This is a genomic window from Luteibacter sp. PvP120, assembly GCF_054055715.1.
The window spans coordinates 137,837-157,848 of record NZ_JBSRXP010000002.1 but is presented as its reverse complement, the minus strand read 5'-3'; the positions used below and the strand labels follow the sequence as shown (position 1 = coordinate 157,848).

Below are 20,012 nucleotides of genomic sequence, written 5' to 3'. Positions count from 1 at the left end.
CGGGGCAGGCTCAAGGCTTGCCCCGTGTCTTTTTGCGTGCGCGGTTTACACGCCGGGCTAACGGACGTTCGAAGAGCCTCTGTGTGATAATGGGGAACTTCGGTCGCGGGTTGCGACCGGTACGGCGCCTTCCCCAGGGGGCCGTTATCCCAACCATGGCTACGTCGTTTCCCCGAGGGGGAGGCGGCGGGAACAAAGCACAGAGGAGCTCGCCGTGTCCGACGCCAAAACCGTCAAATTGGTCGATGAATCCAACAAGCCCGTGAGCGAACTGCCGGTCATCGGCGGCACGCTCGGCGCCGAGTGCGTCGACATCGGCACGCTGTACAAGGACACCGGTTACTTCACCTACGATCCGGGTTACGGCAGCACCGCCAGCACCAAGAGCGCCATCACCTATATCGACGGCGACAAGGGTGTGCTGCTGTACCGCGGCTACCCGATCGAACAGCTGGCCGAGAAGTCCACCTTCCTCGAAACCTCCTACCTGCTGCTCAACGGCGAACTGCCGAACAAGACCGAATACGCCGCGTTCGAGCACGACATCACGCATCACTCGATGATGCACGAGAACCTGAAGTTCTTCCTGCGTGGCTTCAACCACGACGCGCACCCGATGGCCATGCTGGCCGGTTCCATCGCGTCGCTGTCGGCGTTCTATCACGACAAGCTCGATGTCGATAATCCGGAAGACCGCAAGCTCGCCGCCATCCGCCTGATCGCGAAGATGCCGACCATCTCGGCCGCCATCTACCGTCACTCGATCGGCTGGCCGACGCGTTACCCGCGCAACAACCTCGAGTACGTCACCCGCTTCCTGCACATGATGTTCGAAGTGCCGAGCGAGCCGCTCGAACTGAACCCGGTAGTCGCCAAGGCGCTCGACCTGCTGTTCATCCTGCATGCCGACCACGAGCAGAACGCGTCGACGTCCACGGTTCGCCTCGTCGGTTCCACCGGCGCCAATCCGTATGCGTCCATCGCCGCGGGTATCACGGCGCTGTGGGGCCCGGCACACGGCGGCGCCAACGAAGCCGTGCTCAAGCAACTCGAGGAAATCGGCTCCGCCGACAAGGTCGAGAACGCGGTCAAACGCGCGAAGGACAAGAACGATTCGTTCCGCCTGATGGGCTTCGGTCACCGCGTCTACAAGAACTTCGATCCGCGCGCGAAGATCATCCGCGAGATGTGCCACAAGGTGCTCGAGGAGCTCGGCGTCAACGACCCGCTGCTCGACGTCGCCATGAAGCTGGAAGAAGCCGCGCTGAAGGACGACTACTTCGTGGAGCGCAAGCTCTACCCGAACGTCGACTTCTACTCCGGCATCATCTACAAGGCACTGGGCATCCCCACCGAGATGTTCACCGTGATGTTCGCCATCGCGCGCACCTCCGGCTGGATCGCCCACTGGATCGAACAGCACGAAACCCCGGGCGCCCGCATCGGCCGCCCCCGTCAGATCTACACCGGCGCCGACGTTCGCGATTACATCCCGAACGACAAGCGCTAAAAAAAGGCCCGCAAATGCGGGCCTTTTTTTTAGCGCGGTAGGAGCGCACGCACGTGCGCGAACCCTCAGATCCCATCACGCGAATGAAGCCGAACGGCCGCATGTGCAGGCGTTTCCGTGAGCCCGGTGAACCTTGCAGGCCGCATGCGCAGGCGTTTCCGTGAACCCGGTCGGCGCCGGGTTTGCTTCGTTTTGCGCTCGGAAACGCCTTAATTTGTGCGAGGGGCGGCTTCATTCGACGTAGCAAGGTTCAGGGTTCGCGCACATCGTGCGCTCCTACCCGGCTAACAGGGCCTCGACCATCGACACGGTGGCGCGGCGCATGGGGCGCTCGTCCACACGGTCGAGCGGGGCCTGGCGCAAGGCGTCCATGGGCAGCACGGTAAGGTCGAACGGGATGCCGTCCGCGCCGAACAGCAGCACGGGGTGTTCGCTCTGCGCATCGTTGGACCAGCGCAGCCGACGGGTCTGGTTTTCCAGCGGGATGCCCTGTTCCTGCAGGAACAGCACAGGTGCCTCGGGATCGTCGCTGAAGAGATGCAGGCAGACGGCCGAGTGGTCGTCGGCGGTGCCTTCCAGCACGGCACCGACCAGTCGCGCATCGAAGCCGCGCAGGAAGCGCATCGCCTCGATCGCCGCCTCGCGGCGCGCCCGCAGGGCCTGGGGTTGTGTGTCGGCCTGGAACAGGCGCTGGTGCTCGCGCAGCGCGTCCTCGATCTCGTGGTTGCGCGGCAGCGCCTGGGTGTCGACGATACCCAGCCGCTCCGCGGCCTTCAGCTTCGCGTGGTGGAAGTCACGGATGCCATGCTCGCTCATCAGGCGGGCCGCCTCCTGGGCGACCAGGACGCGATGCCGCTGGGCCCTGTCCTGGGCATGGATCTTGTGGTGTTCGCCTCGTGCCATGACTCACCCCCGTGTGGTGTGTATGTGTACGTGTGCCGTCAGAAGATGTCGTAGGCGTGGTCCTGCTGTTCCTCTTCCTGCTTCTGTGCGGCCTGCTCGCGCAGGCGGTCGACATCTTCCACCTTCATGACTTCGCTCATGCCGCCCGGCGAGGGCAGGCCGGAGCCGGGATCGATCTGCACCGTGGCGATACCCGGGGGCATGGCCAGCGTATGTGACGGCTTGTCCTTCAGCACCGCGCCCATGTAATCCATCCAGATGGGCAGGGCCGCCTTGGCACCGAACTCGCCGCGACCCAGCGAACTGAAGTCGTCGAAGCCGACCCACACGGCCGTGGAGATGTCGCCGTTGAAACCAACGAACCAGGCGTCGCGGTGATCGTTGGTGGAACCGGTCTTGCCTGCCAGGTCGTCGCGACCGAGCGCACGTGCCGCCGAGCCGGTACCGCGCTTGATCACGTCCTGCATCAGCGAGGTGATCAGGTAGTCGTTGCGCACGTCGATCACATGCGGCGCCAGCTTCGGCGCCTGCGCCGTGTTGTCGTGGGCGTCGGCGGGCAGCACGGCATCGCCGGTACCGACACCGGCCGCAGAACTGCTGGCGGCGGGCTTGGCCGGGATCAGGGCCGTAGATGCCTGGGTGGGCGGGCCGGCCGGCGTGGGGTTCAGCATGCGCTCCTGGCACTCGGCACAGGCGCGCTCGGGATTGGCCACGTAAACCGGCTTGCCGTCGCGGTCGTCGATCCGCGAGATGAAATACGGTGTGATGAGGTAGCCGCCGTTGGCGAACACCGCGTAACCGCGCGCCATGCTCATCGGCGAGACGGAGGCCGTGCCCAGGGCGAGCGACAGGTTCTGCGGCAGGGCGTCCGGCGTGAAGCCGAAGCGCGTCATGTAATCGCGGGCGAAGCGGATGCCGATGGCATCCAGCAGGCGCACCGAGACCAGGTTCTTCGACTGGACCAGGGCTTCGCGCAAGCGCATCGGGCCGGCGAACTTGCCGTCGTCGTTGGCCGGCGTCCACATGCCGTCGGGGCGTGACGGGTCGGGGAAGGCCACCGGGGCATCGTTGACGATGGAAGCAGGCGTGAAGCCGCGCTCGAACGCCGCCGAATACAGATAGGGCTTGAAGCTGGAGCCCGGCTGGCGGGCGGCCATGACGGCGCGGTTGAACTTCGAGCGGACGAAGCTGAAGCCGCCGACCAGCGCACGGACGGCGCCGTCTTCCGGATCCAGCGAGACCAGGGCGGCCTGCACGGCGGGGATCTGGGTGAGGCGCCAGGGGCCCTTGGCCGGTTCCGGACGGGCCTCGGTGCTGACCTTGGCCGTGTCGGACGCACTGGCGTTCTCGGAGAGGTCGTCCTTTTCGCTGCGGATCAGGCGGACGATGTCGCCCCGCTTGAGCACGCTGTCCACCCGGGTGGGCGCGGCACCTGCACGGCCTTCGTTGACATAGGGGCGGGCCCAGGCGATCGATTCCAGGCTGATGGTCGCGGTTTCCTTCGCGGACAGGTACACCGTGGCCTCCTTCGCGCCCGTGGCCGTGACGATGCCCGGCATCATGCCGGCCACGCCCGTGTAGCCGGCGAGAACCCGGTCGTATTCGTCGGGACCGGCCTGTGCCGCCAGTTCCTCGTGGCCTTCCGGGCCACGGTAGCCGTGGCGGCGATCGTAGGCGGACAGGCGGCCGCGCAGGGCGTCGTTGGCAGCCGCCTGGCTGTCGCTGGGCACCGTGGTACGCACGACGTAGCCCTCGGTGAGCGCATCGTTACCCAGTTTCTCCAGCACCTGCTGGCGGACCATCTCGGCCAGGTACGGGGCATCCACCTCGATCTGCTGCTCGTGCGGGAAGGCGTCGTTCGGCTCCTTCACTGCCTCGTCGTATTCCGCCTTGGTGATGAAGCGGTTGGAGAGCATCTGGCCGAGCACCCAGTTCCGGCGGTTGACCAGGCGGGTGGGGTTGTTCAGCGGGTTGACCACCGAGGGCAACTGGAAGGTGGACGCCAGCGACGCGCACTCGGCCACGGTCAGCTGGTCGAGCGTCTTGCCGTAGTAATACGAGGCCGCGGCGGCCAGCCCGTAGGACCGGTGCCCGAGGAACATCTTGTTGATGTACAGCTCGAGGATCTGGTCCTTGGTCAGCTCGTTTTCCATGCGCAGGGCGATGAACACCTCGGTCAGCTTGCGCGAGTAGAGCTTCTCGGGGCTGAGGAAGAAGTTGCGGGCTACCTGCTGGGTGATCGTCGAACCGCCCGGGCCCTTGTCGCCGCCGGACAGGATCACGTGGATGCCGGCGCGGGCGATGCCGTGCCAGTCGACACCGGGATGGCTGTAGAAGTCGCCGTCCTCGGCCGATAAGACGGCATTCTTGAGGCGTGCGGGCACGTCGGCGATGTGCACCGGGATACGGCGGGTCTCACCGAACGAGGCGATCAGGCGTCCGTCCGAGCTCAATACTCGTAAGGGAACCTGCATGTGGTAATCACGTAGCACCGCCACGGAGGGAAGGCGCGGCGCCAGGAGCCAGTAGGCGACGCCGATGGCGCCTACCACGAAAAGGATGCCGGCCAGGGCGAGATACAGCCCGATGCGCAGCAGACGCTTGAGAATTCGCATGGAGGAAGGGGTTCACCGGCGTGAGGGTCGTGGCGGAGTATAGAGCTTCGCCGTCAGGTGGGGCGGTCGCCCCGGGTTCGACGGAAGGTGAGGGGTTTTCGCTAACCCAGTGACGCTATTTGTGAATTGGTGCCGGCAGGGCCCTAGCGGGCCGTTGCCAATCCGTTAAGATTTCGATCTAATGCCATCGCGCCGAAGACCAATTCCGACAAGGCGCGGGGAAGGGGGAAACGTGGGGCTCTTTACACCCAAAGCGGCGCCGCTCATCGGTGTCGATATCAGTTCGACCGCCGTAAAGCTGCTACAACTCAGTCAGGCCGGTGGGCGTTACCGCGTCGAGCATTATGCCGTCGAGCCGTTGCCGCCCAACGCTGTCGTCGAAAAGAACATCGTCGAGGTCGAGGCAGTGGGCGAAGCCATTCGCCGCGCTCTGGCCCGGTCCGGATCCAAGCTCAAGCACGCGGCCGCCGCCGTGGCGGGCTCGGCCGTGATCACCCGCATCATCCCCATGTCGGCCGATCTGTCCGAGGACGACCTCGAAGGGCAGATCCAGGTTGAGGCCAACCAGTACATTCCCTACCCGATCGAGGAAGTCAGCCTCGACTTCGAGGTGATGGGCCCGGTCCGCGACAACCCCGAGATGAACAACGTGCTCCTGGCGGCGTCGCGCACCGAGAACGTCGACATGCGCATCGCCGCGCTCGACCTGGGCGGCCTGACCGCCCGCGTGGTCGACGTCGAGGCCTTCGCCATGGAGAACGCTTTCGGCATGGTCGCCGACCAGCTCGCAGTGTCGCGGGACGCCCTGGTCGCCGTCGTCGATATCGGCGCCACCATGACCACCCTGGCCGTGCTGAAGAACCAGCGCACGATCTATTCGCGCGAGCAGGTGTTCGGCGGCAAGCAGCTGACCGACGAGATCATGCGTCGCTACGGCCTGTCCTACGAGGAAGCCGGCCGGGCCAAGCGCAAGGGCGGCCTGCCCGAATCGTACGAGATGGAAGCGCTGGAACCGTTCAAGGACTCGCTGGTGCAGCAGGTCAGCCGCCTGCTGCAGTTCTTCTTCGCGGGCAGCGAATACAGCCGCGTGGACCAGGTGGTGCTCGCCGGCGGCTGCGCCTCGATCGACGGCATCACTGAATTGCTCGAGCAGCAGTTGGGCGTGCCCTGCGTCGTCGCCAACCCGCTGGCACGCATGGCCCTGTCCAACCGCGTGCAGGCCCAGACGCTGGCCCAGGACGCCCCCGCGCTGATGATCGCCGTCGGCCTCGCCATGAGGAGCTTCGACTGATGGCACGGATCAACCTACTCCCCTGGCGTGCCGAGCGCCGCAAGCAGCGTGAGCGGGAGTTCTATATCCAGCTCGGCCTGGCCTTCGGTGCCGCCCTGGTCGTGCTGATCGGCTGGTCGCTGTGGATGGATGCCCGGATCGACAACCAGAACGAGCGGAACAGCTACCTGACAAGCGAGATCAAGCAGCTCGACGACCGTATCGAGAAGATCAAGGACCTGGAAAAGGTCCGCGCCGACCTGCTCCAGCGCAAGCAGATCATCGAGGAACTGCAGGCCAACCGCTCGCAGATGGTCCACCTGTTCGACGAACTGGTGAAAACCATCCCCGCGTCCGCGCGCCTGTCCGGCATGAAGCAGTCCGGCGATTCCATGTCGCTCGACGGCGTGGCGCAGTCCAACTCCAGCGTGGCCGAGTACATGCGCAACGTGGAAGCGTCGCCGTGGATGGGCCATGCGGACCTGCGCAAGACCGAAAACACCCATGACGCGTCGCGCATGCCGTATACGTTCGGCCTCGACGTGCACCTGAAGACCCCCGGCGACACCGCCCCGGCCGGCGCCTCGACGGCGGCCATGCCGACCGCAGCCGCGGTCCCCGCGCCACTGGCCCAGGCGGCGAAGGCGGTCACCGGCGCGCCGGCACCCGTCGCCACGGCGCCCGCCCGGCCCGCCACCACGACGATGCCGCCGGCGGCTACCCTGCCGGCCGCGGCCGCTTCGGCGGGAGTCAAGCCATGAAGTTCTTCGACGATCTGCGCAACCTCGACCGGCACAACGTCGGCGGCTGGCCGAAGCCCATCAAGACGTTCTTCACCGGCCTGGTCTTCGTCGTGGTGATGCTGGGCGGCTGGTATTTCCAGATCAGCAGCCAGCAGGACGACCTGGCCTCCGCCGAATCGCAGGAAGAGACCCTCAAGGGCCAGTTCTCGCAGAAGCAGGCCAAATCGGCCAACCTCGAGGCCCTGGAGCAGCAGCTGTCCGACATGCAGGACATGCTGCGCACGCTGCTGCGCCAGCTGCCCAGCAAGACGGAAATGCCCGAGCTGCTGATCGACATCTCGCAGACGGCGCTGGCCGCGGGCATCGAGACGGAGCTGTTCCAGCCCGGTCCGGAAACGCCCAAGGACTTCTACGCCGAGAAGCCGATCACGCTGCGGATGGTGGGCACCTACCACCAGTTCGGCACCTTCATCAGTGGGGTGGCCTCGCTGCCCCGCGTCGTGATTCTGACGCTGCACGACGTGTCGCTGAGCCCGAAGGCCGGTGACGCGAAGAATCCGGGTAACGGCCAGTTGGTGCTGCAGGGCACCGTGAAGACCTATCGCTACCTCGAGGACGACGAGACCCCGCAGGCGAAATCCAAGCTGCAGAAGGCGACGCCGTGATGAAACGCCATGACGCCTTGACCCGCCCGCTGGCCATCGCCCTGTTCGGCGCGCTCTCGTTGGCCGGCTGCACCAAGGGCACGTCCGACCTGCGCGAGTGGGTGGACGCCGAGAAGCACAAGAAGGGCGAGCCCATCCCGCCACTGCCCGTGATCCGCACGTTCGAAACCTTTGCGTACCAGGATCAGGGCGCGCGCGATCCCTTCAGCCCCAGCACGGCGGAGATGGACAGCAACGTCGCCAGCGGTCCGCGCCCGGACGAAAACCGGCCGAAGGAACCGCTGGAGATGTTCGGCCTCGACAGCCTGAAGATGGTTGGCACGGTTGGTGCTGGTGCCAGCCTGGAGGCGCTCGTGAAGGACCCCGGTGGCGTGATCCATCGGGTCCATCGCAACGAATACATGGGTCAGGCCTACGGTCGTATCACGTCCGTGGGTGAGGATCGGATCGATCTGGTCGAACTGGTGCCGAATGGCTCGGGCGGCTGGATGGAGCGCCCGGCAAGCATCGCGGTCGGCGAAAAATAAGAACTCGGGGATGACGCACATGACGACCAAATTGAATCATCCGCCGGGCAGCGCGCGTTACCGCGCGCGCCGCTGGATCCTCGGCACCGCACTGGCCATGGCGGGTGCCTTCGCCGGCACCGCCGCGGCGCAGAACACGCTGCAGAACGTGAGCTACGACGCGCAGCCGGGCGGCCGCATCGAACTGCGGCTGGCCTTCTCGGCGCAGGCGCCGACGCCGAAGGTCTTCACGACCAACAATCCGCCGCGTATCGCCATCGACCTGCCGGGCACCACCAACGCCTACAGCACCCGCCACCTCGACATCGGCAAGGGCTCGACCCAGGGTGTGTCGGTGATCTCCGCGGCCGGCAAGACCCGCGTCACGGTGGAACTGTTCCGCGAGTCGGCCTACCGCACCCGTGTGGAAGGCAAGACGCTTTTCGTCACCGTGAACAACGGACCGACCGGCGCGACGACCACCACCGCTACCGTGAGCGACCCGACCAAGGCGCTGCCTTCCAGCGCCGGCTCGCCGGTGTCCAACATCGATTTCCGTCGTGGCCAGAACGGCGAAGGCCGCGTCATGGTGACGCTGGGCGGCACCGGCACCACGCCGGAAATGCGCCGCGAAGGCGACCACGTGATCGTCAGCCTGGCTGGCTCGTCGCTGCCGCCGAAGCTGGCCCAGCGCCTGGACGTGCTCGACTTCGCCACCCCGGTACAGTCGATCGAGTCCAAGGCGTCGCCGGGCGGCGCCCGCCTCGACATCCGCACCAAGGGCGACGTGGACGTGTCGGCCTACCAGAGCGGTGCCGACTACGTGGTCGAGGTGGCCCCGAAGAAGGCCGCCGCGCCGACCGGCAAGGCCGCCAAGGGTCAGGACCCGACGTATTCGGGTTCCCGCCTGACCTTCAACTTCCAGGACATCCCCGTGCGTTCGGCGCTCCAGCTGATCGCCGACGAGGCCAAGCTCAACCTGGTCGCCTCCGACACCGTGGGCGGCAGCGTCACGCTGCGTCTGGTCAACACGCCGTGGGACCAGGCGCTGGACGTGATCCTGCGGGCCAAGGGCCTGGACAAGCGTCGTAGCGGCAACGTCATCTGGATCGCCCCGCAGGCCGAACTGGCCAGCTACGAGCAGAGCCTCGCCGATGCCCGCCAGAAGGCGCAGGATTCCGCGGAACTGGTCTCCGACTACATCCCGATCAGCTACGGCAAGGCCGAGGACATCGCCAAGCTGCTGACCCAGGGCAGCATGACCAGCACCGGCGGCGGCGCGTCCACCAGCGGCTCGCGCGGTTTCCTCTCCGGCCGCGGCAGCGTGTCGTTCGACGACCGCACCAACACGCTGCTGATCAACGATACGCCGGACAAGATCCGCGACCTGCGTGAGCTGATCGGCACGCTCGACCGCCCGGTCCAGCAGGTGCTGATCGAGTCACGCATCGTCGTGGCCACCGATACCTTTACCCGTCAGCTGGGTGTGCGCTGGGGCGTGCAGGCGTTCAACCACAACAACCCCAACCAGGTGACCGGCACCACGCCGGACCTGAGCAGCGGCACCAAGGGCACCGGCACGAGCGACCTGGTGACCCAGGTGCGGACGATCGATGCCACCAACGCCGCCGGCCAGGGCACCCTCGCCAACAACACGATCACCCTGCCGGGCGGCTACAACGTCAACCTGCCGGTGTCCAACCCGTCGGGCAGCATCGGCCTGGCGATCCTGGGTGCCAACTACCTGGTGGACCTGGAGCTTTCGGCCGCGCAGACCGAAGGCCGCAGCGAACTGATCTCCAGCCCGCGCGTGATCACGGCCAACCAGCAGGAAGCGATCATCAAGCAGGGCCAGCAGATCGGCTACGTGACCTACCAGGCGTCTAGCTCGGGCGGTGGCGCGCAGAACGCCACCGTGCAGTTCAAGGATGCCGTGCTCGAGCTGCGCGTGACCCCGACGATCACCGCCGACAGCCGCGTGTACCTCAAGATCAACGTCAAGAAGGATGCGCTGGCCCAGTTCGTCACCAGCCCGGGCGGCGGTTCGGTGCCGCAGATCGACACCCGCGAGATCAACACCTCGGTGCTGGTCGACAACGGCCAGACCGTGGTCCTGGGTGGCATCTACGAGATCACCAAGACCAACACGACCGACAAGGTGCCGGGCCTCGGCGATATCCCGGGCCTGGGCGTGCTGTTCCGCCGTACCAACCGCGGTAACAATAAGGCGGAGCTGCTGATCTTCGTGACGCCGCGCATCCTGTCCGACACGCTGCAGTAAGCAACTCGCGTTTCAAGGCGATATCGGGAGGCGGCCTTCGGGCCGCCTCTTTCGTTTGCGGGCAGGGCTCTCACCGAAAGCGGATTAAACTTCCCGGGCCGACTGTGGTCTCATCGGTCTTCCACCCGATACGAGATCCACCGATGTCCGAGACGCCGAACGCCACGACCCCGCTCCAGGAGGCCTTCCTCCGCCTGCGTGAGGAACTGACCCGCGGCATCATCGGGCAGCCCCACCTGGTGGAGTGCTTGCTGATCGCGCTGCTGGCCGATGGCCACCTGCTGGTGGAGGGTGCGCCCGGGCTTGCCAAGACGACGGCCATCAAGGCCCTGGCCACCCGTGTGGAAGCGGACTTCCACCGTATCCAGTTCACGCCCGACCTGCTGCCGGCCGACCTCACGGGCACGGACATCTTCCGCCCGCAGACGGGCAGCTTCGAGTTCGAGCGGGGGCCGCTGTTCCACAACATCGTGCTGGCCGACGAGATCAACCGCGCGCCCGCCAAGGTGCAGTCGGCCCTGCTCGAGGCGATGGCCGAACGGCAGATCACCATCGGTCGCCGCACGTGGCCGCTGCCGGACCTGTTCATGGTCATGGCCACGCAGAACCCGATCGAGCAGGAGGGCACGTTCGCGCTGCCCGAGGCCCAGCTGGATCGTTTCCTGATGCACGTGACCATCGGCTACCCGGACGCCGAAGCCGAGCTGGCCATCCTGCGGCTGGCGCGCCAGCAGGCCCGCGAGGCGATGCATCCCGTGCCGCCGCCGGCCTATATGTTGCGTCCCGCGGATGTCTTCGCCGCGCGCGACGCGGTACTCGCCGTGCACATGGCCGCGCCGCTGGAGCTCTACATCACCCAGCTGGTGGTCGCCACGCGCGAGGCCGGTAAATACGGTCCGGAGCTGGCGCGCTGGATCGCCTGGGGCGCCAGCCCGCGCGCCACCATCGCACTGGATCGCTGCGCCCGCGCGCATGCGTGGCTGGCCGGTCGCGACTTCGTCGTGCCCGAGGACATCCACGCCATCGCCCACGAAGTGCTGCGCCACCGCGTGCTGCCCAGTTACGAGGCCGAGGCGGAAGGCGTGCGCACCGATGCCGTGATCGATCGCCTGCTGGATCTCGTGCCGCTGCCGTGACCGTCGCCCCTGCCGTTGCCGATGGGCGCGTCCACGTGTCGTTGCCCGAACTCATCGCGTTGCGCTCCTGCGTGGCGCGCGCCCCGGCCCCCCAGGTCGTCTCGCGCGCGCCGCGCAGCGGGCAGCGCCCCGCGCGGCTGCACGGCCGTGGCATGGATTACGCGGAGTCGCGTGTCTACCAGGCCGGCGACGATGTCCGCCGCATGGACTGGCGCCTGACCGCACGCAGCGGCGTGGCGCATACGAAATTGTTCCAGGAAGAGCGCGAAGGCCGCCTGCTCGTGTTGCTCGACATGAATGCCAGCATGCGTTTCGGCACGCGTACCCGCTTCAAGTCGGTGCAGGCCGCGCGTGCCGCCGCGATCGCCGCGTGGTACGCGATGCGCGGCTCGGAACGCGTTGGCGTGCTCGCCTTCGGTGGCCAGCGCCAGCTCGTCCGGCCGCAGGGCGGTCCACGTGGTGCGCTGACGGTGCTCGGTGCCATCGCTGGGTGGGATGCGCTTCCGCCGGACGCCGACGAACCACTTTCGGGTGCCCTGCAACGCGCCGGTCGCCTCATGCACGGCGCGTCCCGGGTGCTGCTTGTCAGCGATGGTTTCGCCGTCGATGACGCGGCACGGGGGCGAATGCTCGGGCTGATCGGCAAGGCGGAGGTGTCGGTGCTGGGCGTGGCCGATCCGCTGGAACTGGCCGAGCCGCCGGCCGGCCGCTATCCGATCGCCTACCGCGGCACCCACTACGATCTGGCGCTGCAGGGCGACCGGCAACGTGCCGAGTTCGCGCGCGGACTCGGCGAGGGCCAGCGCAAGCTCACCGCGCTGGCGGGTGGCCTGGGCCTGCGTGTGCGCTCCATCGACACCAGCGAAGATCCCCTTGAAGCGATCGTCGCGTTGCTGGGCGCCAGCAGGAGGGCACGCTGATGCCCGACCAGGGTCCGGTACTGCGCGACATCCACGTGCCGCACGTGTCCGCCTGGTGGCCGCTGGCGCCGGGCTGGTGGGTGCTGCTCGGCCTGCTGCTGGTTGCGCTGGCAGCCGGCGCGATCGTCTGGCGTCGCCGCCGGGCGTGGCGCCGGCACGTGGACACGACGCTCGGCGAGCTGCGTGAGGCCCGTGCACGGCATGCCGCGGACGGCGACACCGCGTGCTTCGCCGCATCGGTCAGCCAGTTGCTCCGCCGTGTCGCCCGTATGCGTGACACCCGCAGTGTCACGCTGCGTGGGGAGGCATGGCGCGACGCATTGGTCGCGCTGGCACCGCGCAGCGATGTAACCCGTCTTGCGCAGCTCGATACCGCGATCTACCAGCCGGCCGCGTCGCTCGACGTGCCGGTCGTGGCGCGCGATGCGGAAGCCTGGATACGCGAGGCGATGCGTCGTCGTCCTTCGTCCGCCACGCCGGGGAGGGCATCGCATGTTCCTGCCTGAGTTTGCGTGGCCCTGGATGTTCCTTGCCTTGCCGTTGCCGTGGCTGCTGCGTCGCGTGTTGCGGCCGGTGCGGCCCGCGCAGGCGCTGAACCTGCCGCAGCCCGGGCTGGCGCTGACCCAGGCCGCGTCGATGCGGGCGCCGTTCGCGTCCACCCTGCTGCTCGCGCTGGCCTGGCTGTGCCTGGTCGCCGCCGCGGCGCGTCCGCAGCAACTGGGCCCGCCCGAGCCCCAACAGCGCAGCGGTCGCGCAATGATGCTCGCCGTCGATCTTTCCGGAAGCATGTCGCTTGACGACATGCGCCTGGCCGGTCGCGCGGTCACGCGCTTCGCCGCCGTGGAGGCCATCGCCGGCGACTTCATCGATCGCCGTGCGGGCGATGAACTCGGCCTCATCCTGTTCGGCTCGCAGGCCTATCTGGTCACGCCGCTCACTTATGACCTCGATGCCGTGCGTGCGCAGTTGCACGGTGCCGTGGTCGGACTGCCGGGTCGCGAGACGGCGATCGGCGATGCCCTGGCCGTGGCCGTAAAACGACTGGCCAGCCTTCCCGAGCAGGCGCGCGTGGTGGTGTTGCTCACCGACGGCGTGAACAACGCCGGATCCATCGCACCGCGCGAGGCGGCCCGTGCAGCGAAGGCGGCGGGCGTGCGCATCTACACCATCGGCATCGGTGCCACGGCAATGCGTGTCCCCGATTTTTTCGGTAGCCGCACGGTCAACCCGTCGGCCGATCTGGACGAAGGCATGCTCACCGATATCGCCAGGCAGACCGGCGGTCGTTTCTTCCGCGCCACCGACACCGATGAAATCGCGCAGGCGTATCGTGCCATCGACGCCCTCGAACCGTTGCCGCAACAAGGCGCCGCACTGCGTCCGCATATTGAATTGTTCCGCTGGCCGTTGCTGCTGGCGCTGGGTCTGCTGATGGTCGGCGCCGCGCCGCGCTACCTGGGCGGGAGCGCACGTCGATGATTCCCTCGATGGCCGACTTCCATTTCCTGCAGCCGCAGTGGTTGTGGCTGGCGCTGCTGGTTCCGCCGATCGCCTGGCTGGTCGGGCGCCGCGGTTCGTCGTCGCGTGCACTGTCGCGGCTGGCCGATCCCGCCCTGTTGCCCTATCTGCTCGACGGCACGCCCTCGGGCTCGCGCGGGCCGGCTGTCGCCGTGGTCGCTGCCGGGTTGCTCGCCGTGCTGGCCCTGGCCGGCCCTACCTGGAACCGGCAATCGCAGAAGCTCTTCGCCGAACACGCGGCGCAGGTGGTCGTGGTGTCGATGTCGCCGCACATGCTGGCCAAGGACATCGTGCCGGATCGACTCAGCCGCGTGCGCTACAAGGTCCGCGAGTTGTATGCGGCCAACCGCGACGGGATGAACGGACTGATCGCCTACACCGGCGAAGCCTTCATCGTCGCTCCGCTCACCACGGATGCGCACAGCGTGGACGACCTGCTGACGGCGCTCTCGCCGGACACCATGCCGGTGACCGGCGACGACCCGGCCAAGGCGATCGACATGGCGGCCGACCTGGTCCGTCATGCGGATCTTCGCGGCGGCTCCATCGTGCTCGTGACGGATACCGCCGATCGCTCGGCCGTGACGGCCGCGGCGCGTGCGCGCGCCGCCGGGGCACGCGTTTCCGTGCTCGGCGTCGGTACGGTGCGAGGCGGGCCAGTGCCAACGCCGGACGGCGGCTTCCTCAAGGACGATAGCGGCGCCATCGCCCTTGCGGCGCGTGACGACGCCGCGTTGTCGGCAGTGGCCGCTGCCGGCGGCGGTCGCTTCGTTCCGCTGGCGGATGGCGGCACCGATGTCGCCATCCTGGCCGGCATGCTGCACGACGACGGGCAGGGCAAGGCGGTGGACGGCGCACAGGCGGGCGCGTGGCAGGACCGCGGCCCGTGGCTGCTGCTGCCCCTGTTGCCGCTCGTCGCGCTGGCGTTTCGTCGGGGCTGGATGCTGGTCTTGTTGCTGGCCTGCCTGCCGTGGTCGCCATCGGCACGTGCCGACGGCGTGGTCGATGCCTTCCGCACGCCCGACCAGCAGGCCGCCGCCGCCCTGCGCGAAGGCGACGCCAAACGGGCGCAGGCGCTGGCGCGCAGCCCTGCCTTGCGTGGCGCGGCGGCTTACAAGGCCGGCGATTTCGCCACGGCACAGCACGCTCTCCAGTCCGGCACCGACACCGATTCGCAATACAACCTCGGCAATGCGCTGGCAAAGCAGCAGCACTACGAGGACGCGTTGGCGGCCTACGATCGCGCGTTGAAGCTCGATCCGCACAATGCGGACGCCGCCGCGAATCGCGCGGCGGTGGCCGACTTCCTCAAGAAGCAAAACGACGCTTCGAAAGACGGGAAAGACAAGCAGGACAGGAAGAATCAGCAGGGTAACAAGGACCAGCAGGGCAAGAACGGCAAGGACGGTCAGCAGGGCAACGGCGACAAGAACGACGCCGGCCAGCAGGACCCCAGGAACACGGGCGACGACTCTAAAAACTCATCCGGCAAAGACGGGAAAGATCCATCCCAGGGCAAGGACCAGCCGCCCGGCAAGGATGGCGAGAAGCCGGGTGACGACGGCAAGGACGGCAAGGAAAACAGTGCTTCCGGGAAGGACGGCGACAAGGGCACCGAGAAGGCGCAGCCGCCACAGGGCGATGCGGCCGCCAAGTCCGCGGCCGAGAAAGCGGAAGCCGAGCGTGCCCAGGAGGCGTTGAAGGAAAAGATGGACCAGGCCATGTCCGGGAAGGCCGCTGCGCAGGACGCGAAGAAGGACGATGGCAAGCCGCACGACCTGGGCGCATTGTCCGCCGGCGATGCGGCATCGAAACTGCCGCCCGACGTGCAACGCGCGTTGCTGCGCGTGCCCGACGATCCGGGCGGCCTGCTAAGAAGAAAATTCATGCTCGAGTACCAGCGTCGCCATGGTGCGGAGCCGGAGGAATGACGATGCGCCGCCTGCTCCTAGCCTGCCTGTTGCTTTGCCTGTCGTTCGTCGCCCTTGCGCAGGCGGTGGCGCCGACGGCGTCGCTGGATCGCACCTCGATCGATGCGGGCGATACCGTCACGCTCAACATCGAACTGGGCGATGCCGCCGGCGACACGCCCGACCTGTCGCCGCTCATGGCCGACTTCGTGGTGCTGGGTACCTCGACCAACCGCAGTCTCAGCGTCGTCAACGGCCGCCGCGAGGCGCACACCATTCTGGGCATCGCACTGCGGCCACGACGCGAGGGCCACCTGACGGTACCGGCCCTGATCATCGGCGGCCAGCGGACGCAGACGCTCACGCTGGATGTGTCGCCGGCCGGCAACGCGTCCAACGCGCCTGCGGACCGGCCCGTGGTACTGGAGGCCAAGACCGACCCGTCGCAGGCATACGTGGGTCAGCAGATCGACTACACGCTGCGCTTGTATTTCGCGGTCAACCTGGCCGACGGCCAGCTGGACGATCCCTCCGCGGAAGGCGCCGAGATCCGCCGCGTCGGCCAGGATGCTAATTTCCAGACCACCCGCGGCGGTCGCCGCTTCAATGTGGTCGAGCGGCATTACGCCATCTTCCCGCAGCATGCAGGCCCGCTGGAGATCCATCCGCCGAGTTTCCAGGGCACGGCGGTGGATGCCTCCGATGCCAGTGCGTTCTTCGGCACCGGTTCCCCGGTCAATGCCGTGGCCGAACGCAGCATCGTCCAGGTGCGCCCGCGGCCAGCCAGCGCCCCCGGCGGTGCATGGATTCCGGCGCGCGAACTGACGCTGGCGCTCGACGGCGTGCCGGCGGACGGCAAGGTGCGTGTGGGCCAGCCCATGACGCTGACGATGCGCGTCGATGCCACCGGCATGCCGTTCGAGGCGCTGCCGGCGCTGTCGTTGCCGACGCTCGACGGCGCGGACGTGTATCCCGACAAGGCGGTGACCGGTGGCGGCGCAAGCGGCCCGTGGATCACCGGGCGACGCCAGCAGGGCTTTGCCGTGGTACCGACGCGGCCGGGCACCCTGCATATTCCCGCCACGACGTTGCATTGGTGGAACGTGGTGACCGACACCGCGCAAGTGGCCACCTTGCCCGCGCGCGATATCGAGGTGGCGCCCGCGGCCGGTTCGGCCGCGACCCCTGTCGGCACGCCGCCCGCTGCCGCGGCGAACCCGCTGGCGGCAGGGTCCACTGCGTCTGCACCGCCCCCGTCGCTGCCTGCGACCGGCGTACCCTGGCGATGGCTGTTCGTCGGCGTGTGCGTGCTGTGGCTTCTCACCGTGGCTGCGTGGTTCGTCATGCGGCGTCGCAAGCCCGGCGCGTCACCTTCGGCGCGCCCGACCGCGGCGGCGCCCAGCCGTGAACGGCCGGCTCGCGAGGCCTTTCTCAAGGCCGCAGCGCATGCGGAGCCCGCCGGGATCGAGCGGGCGTTGCTGGGCTGGGCCGCCAGCGTGCAGCCATCCGCGCGGACGCTGGGTGCGCTTTCCGCGCTGCTGGCGCCGGGCCCGCAGCCGGCGGCGATCGACCAGCTGCAGCGCGCCCGCTTCGCCGGCGCGGAGGTGGATCGGGACGGCCTGCGTCAGGCGTTCGTGAATGGCTTCACCTGGAAAACGGCGCCGCGTGACGGCGACAGCACCGTGCTGCCGCCGCTTTACCCGCGCTAGCCGCGCAAGGCGTCGGCCAGCGCGGCGTCGTAAACGCGTGTCATGGCCGCGCCGAACGTGCAGAAGATGACCTCGGCAGGTGCCCAGGGCGCCTCGTGGACCGTCTGCACTGCCAGGCGGGCAGCGGCGTCGGGCGGATACCCGTAGATACCGGCGCTGATGGCGGGGAAGGCGATGGACCCCAGGCCGTGCTCCTGTGCCAGCCGCAGGCAGTCCTGGTAGCAGCCGGCGAGCTGGGCCGGCTCTCCGCGGGCGCCGCCATGCCACACGGGTCCCACCGTATGGATGACGAAGCGGGCCGGCAGAGCAAATCCCGGGGTGATCCGGGCTTCGCCGGTGGGGCAGCGTACGCCCCGGGGGTGCTCCGGCAAGGCCTGGCAGGCCGCCAGCAGCGCCGGGCCGGCGGCGCGATGGATGGCGCCGTCCACACCGCCACCGCCCAGCAGGGACGGGTTGGCGGCATTGACGACGGCATCCACCGCCAGGGTGGTGATGTCCGCCTCGCGAATGGTCAGGCCCATAAGGCAACTCCTTGTGACGGCACGGCGCCAATTGGCTACGATGGTCGTCTGTCAGTTCTGTATTGTCCCCGAAGGTTATGGCCGACCCGATCAAAGTTGAAGACATCTCGTTCGCCTACCTGATCAACGACGTGACCTTGCTGTTCCGCAAGCACTTCGATCGTCGGGCGGTGCGCTTCGGGCTGACCCGCGCGCAGTGGCGGGCCCTGAAGGCGCTGCATCGGCTGCCCGGCATGCGCCAGAACGAGCTGGCGGAACAACTCGACATGGAGCCGATCGCCGTGGGCCGGGTCATCGACCGCCTGCAGGCTGCCGGTTTCGTGGAGCGCCGGGCGGATCCGAAGGATCGCCGGGCCTGGCGGCTGCACGATACCGAGCAGGCGCGCGGCGTCATCGACGACATGGAAGAGATCGCGCGCGGCCTGCGTCGCGACGCCACCCAGGGCATCTCGCTGGACGAACTGCAGGTGATGCTGGCGGTCATGGACCGCATGAAGGAAAACCTCCAGGCGCTGGACGGGCCGGGCGAAGAAAACTGAGCCGACGGTCAACCGCCACGACGGATATGCGTTAGCGTTTACGGTTAATCGAAACCCCACACCCATGTCCGCGTCCCCGGATGCGGCGACCGAAGCCCGAAGGCTTCGGCCGGAGCACCCATGCAGCGATCCCCAGGGAAGAAGCTCGTCCTCATCGCCGGCCTGCTGGTCGTCGTCGCCGTGGGCATCGCGTTCTGGCGGCATGGGACGGGACACGACGACGCGCCGAAGACCCTCGGCGGCTCGCGTCCGACCGCGGCGACGCCGGTCAAGGTTGCCCAGGCGCAGCGCGGCGAGATCGACCTTTCGCTGAAGATCATCGGCCGCGCCGAAGCCTATTCCACCGTGGATGTGCGCTCGCGCGTCAGCGGTCAGCTCGAGACGCTGGCCTTCACGCCGGGGGCCCACGTGACGAAGGGCCAGTTGCTTGCCCGGGTCGATCCACGCCCCTTGCAGGCCGCGCTGGACCAGGCGCAGGGCCGGGTGGCCAGCGACCAGGCCCAGCTGACCAAGGCCGAGGCCGATCTGGGTCGTTACCAGAGCATGTTGGGCAAAGGGTTCGTCAGCCGCGCCGATTTCGACCTCTACAAGGCCAACCTCGGCGTGGCCCGTGCAGCGCTGGTCAGCGATCGTGCCGCCGTGCGGGCTGCGCAGACCCAGTTGGATTTCACGACGATCAAGGCACCGTTCGACGGCGTGACCGGTTCGCCGCTGGCCTGGCCGGGCGCCACCCTGGCGGCCGACACCACCGACATCGTGGTGCTCAACCAGGTCGATCCCATCCGCATCGCCTTCGCCATCCCCGAGGACAGCCTGGCCGCCGTGCGCAACAGTGCGCGTAGCGGCCCGCTGACGGTTCACGCGAAGATCCCCGGTGACACCGGCGCACCCCTGCAAGGCGATCTGGAATTCATCGACAACGCCGTGGACGTCACCACGGGCACCATCGTCCTCAAGGGGCGCTTCGCCAATGCGGATGCCCGGCTCACGCCGGGGCAGTTCGCCGAGGTGACACTGCCGACCACCCGGCTGCGCGACGCGATCAGCATCCCGGTGATCGCGCTGCAGAGCTCGTCCGCCGGCACGTTCGTCTTCGTGGTCAAGCCCGACCAGACCGTGGAGCAGCGCCCGATCACCACCGGTGCCACCACGGCCGACCGGGTGGTGGTGGACAAGGGCCTGCAGCCCGGCGAACGCGTGGTTACCGAAGGCCAGTTGCTGCTCGTCGACGGCGCCCCCGTGCGCGTCGACGAGGGATGAGGGCAC

At 67.9% G+C, this 20,012-nt stretch carries 17 protein-coding genes; 14 read left to right on the top strand and 3 right to left on the bottom strand.

All coding sequences use genetic code 11. From position 1 onward, the window contains the following. Nucleotides 1–214: 214 nt before the first annotated feature. Nucleotides 215–1,510: a citrate synthase gene (locus ACVKN3_RS04585; RefSeq protein ID WP_285405166.1), complete on the top strand. Its 1,296-nt coding sequence runs from the start codon at nucleotides 215–217 to the stop codon at nucleotides 1,508–1,510. A 276-nt stretch (nucleotides 1,511–1,786) separates the two neighbouring features. Here the strand turns inward: ACVKN3_RS04585 and ACVKN3_RS04580 are convergent, their stop codons facing one another. Continuing rightward, nucleotides 1,787–2,413 (bottom strand): hypothetical protein, encoded by a 627-nt coding sequence (locus ACVKN3_RS04580; protein ID WP_354513863.1) that lies wholly within the window; start codon nucleotides 2,411–2,413, stop codon nucleotides 1,787–1,789. 38 nt (nucleotides 2,414–2,451) lie between these two features. After that, nucleotides 2,452–5,028: a penicillin-binding protein 1A gene (locus ACVKN3_RS04575; protein WP_036137894.1), complete on the bottom strand. Its 2,577-nt coding sequence runs from the start codon at nucleotides 5,026–5,028 to the stop codon at nucleotides 2,452–2,454. Between the two features lie 232 nt (nucleotides 5,029–5,260). Between ACVKN3_RS04575 and ACVKN3_RS04570 the strand changes: the two genes are divergently transcribed. The 11 genes from ACVKN3_RS04570 (at nucleotide 5,261) to ACVKN3_RS04520 (ending at nucleotide 17,686) form a co-directional block, all read left to right on the top strand. Beyond that, a complete protein-coding gene (locus ACVKN3_RS04570; RefSeq protein WP_036137892.1) occupies nucleotides 5,261–6,319 on the top strand; it encodes a pilus assembly protein PilM in 1,059 nt (352 codons plus the stop codon). Further along, nucleotides 6,319–7,059, top strand: coding sequence for a PilN domain-containing protein (locus ACVKN3_RS04565; protein ID WP_285405171.1), 741 nt, complete (start codon nucleotides 6,319–6,321; stop codon nucleotides 7,057–7,059). Before ACVKN3_RS04570 ends, ACVKN3_RS04565 begins: the two co-directional genes overlap by 1 nt. Next, the gene (locus ACVKN3_RS04560) at nucleotides 7,056–7,706 is read left to right on the top strand and encodes a type IV pilus inner membrane component PilO (RefSeq protein WP_036137887.1); all 651 of its coding nucleotides are present in this window, start codon (nucleotides 7,056–7,058) and stop codon (nucleotides 7,704–7,706) included. Before ACVKN3_RS04565 ends, ACVKN3_RS04560 begins: the two co-directional genes overlap by 4 nt. Next, the gene (locus tag ACVKN3_RS04555; protein ID WP_036137885.1) at nucleotides 7,706–8,233 is read left to right on the top strand and encodes a pilus assembly protein PilP; all 528 of its coding nucleotides are present in this window, start codon (nucleotides 7,706–7,708) and stop codon (nucleotides 8,231–8,233) included. The genes ACVKN3_RS04560 and ACVKN3_RS04555 overlap by 1 nt, the downstream gene beginning before the upstream one ends. A 19-nt stretch (nucleotides 8,234–8,252) precedes the next feature. Beyond that, a complete protein-coding gene (pilQ, locus tag ACVKN3_RS04550; protein ID WP_354513866.1) occupies nucleotides 8,253–10,493 on the top strand; it encodes a type IV pilus secretin PilQ in 2,241 nt (746 codons plus the stop codon). A gap of 143 nt (nucleotides 10,494–10,636) precedes the next feature. Continuing rightward, nucleotides 10,637–11,629, top strand: coding sequence for an AAA family ATPase (locus ACVKN3_RS04545; protein WP_036137882.1), 993 nt, complete (start codon nucleotides 10,637–10,639; stop codon nucleotides 11,627–11,629). Further along, nucleotides 11,626–12,549, top strand: a complete 924-nt coding sequence (locus ACVKN3_RS04540; protein ID WP_354513868.1) for a DUF58 domain-containing protein — start codon at nucleotides 11,626–11,628, stop codon at nucleotides 12,547–12,549. Before ACVKN3_RS04545 ends, ACVKN3_RS04540 begins: the two co-directional genes overlap by 4 nt. Further along, nucleotides 12,549–13,055, top strand: a complete 507-nt coding sequence (locus ACVKN3_RS04535) for a DUF4381 domain-containing protein (RefSeq protein WP_354513870.1) — start codon at nucleotides 12,549–12,551, stop codon at nucleotides 13,053–13,055. Before ACVKN3_RS04540 ends, ACVKN3_RS04535 begins: the two co-directional genes overlap by 1 nt. Beyond that, a complete protein-coding gene (locus tag ACVKN3_RS04530) occupies nucleotides 13,048–14,028 on the top strand; it encodes a VWA domain-containing protein (protein WP_036143508.1) in 981 nt (326 codons plus the stop codon). Before ACVKN3_RS04535 ends, ACVKN3_RS04530 begins: the two co-directional genes overlap by 8 nt. Continuing rightward, nucleotides 14,025–15,998: a tetratricopeptide repeat protein gene (locus ACVKN3_RS04525; RefSeq protein WP_354513872.1), complete on the top strand. Its 1,974-nt coding sequence runs from the start codon at nucleotides 14,025–14,027 to the stop codon at nucleotides 15,996–15,998. Before ACVKN3_RS04530 ends, ACVKN3_RS04525 begins: the two co-directional genes overlap by 4 nt. Nucleotides 15,999–16,000: 2 nt before the next feature. After that, nucleotides 16,001–17,686 carry a BatD family protein gene (locus tag ACVKN3_RS04520; protein ID WP_354513874.1) on the top strand — a complete coding sequence of 562 codons (1,686 nt, stop codon included), beginning with the start codon at nucleotides 16,001–16,003 and terminating at the stop codon, nucleotides 17,684–17,686. Here ACVKN3_RS04520 and ACVKN3_RS04515 read toward each other — a convergent pair. Beyond that, complete coding sequence (locus ACVKN3_RS04515) at nucleotides 17,683–18,207, bottom strand: O-acetyl-ADP-ribose deacetylase (RefSeq protein WP_354513876.1); 525 nt, start codon at nucleotides 18,205–18,207, stop codon at nucleotides 17,683–17,685. The genes ACVKN3_RS04520 and ACVKN3_RS04515 overlap by 4 nt on opposite strands. 77 nt (nucleotides 18,208–18,284) lie before the next feature. Between ACVKN3_RS04515 and ACVKN3_RS04510 the strand changes: the two genes are divergently transcribed. Further along, on the top strand, nucleotides 18,285–18,746 hold the full coding sequence (locus ACVKN3_RS04510; protein ID WP_285405187.1) for a MarR family winged helix-turn-helix transcriptional regulator: 462 nt from the start codon (nucleotides 18,285–18,287) through the stop codon (nucleotides 18,744–18,746). 120 nt (nucleotides 18,747–18,866) lie between these two features. Continuing rightward, complete coding sequence (locus ACVKN3_RS04505) at nucleotides 18,867–20,006, top strand: efflux RND transporter periplasmic adaptor subunit (protein ID WP_354513878.1); 1,140 nt, start codon at nucleotides 18,867–18,869, stop codon at nucleotides 20,004–20,006. Nucleotides 20,007–20,012 lie beyond the last annotated feature (6 nt).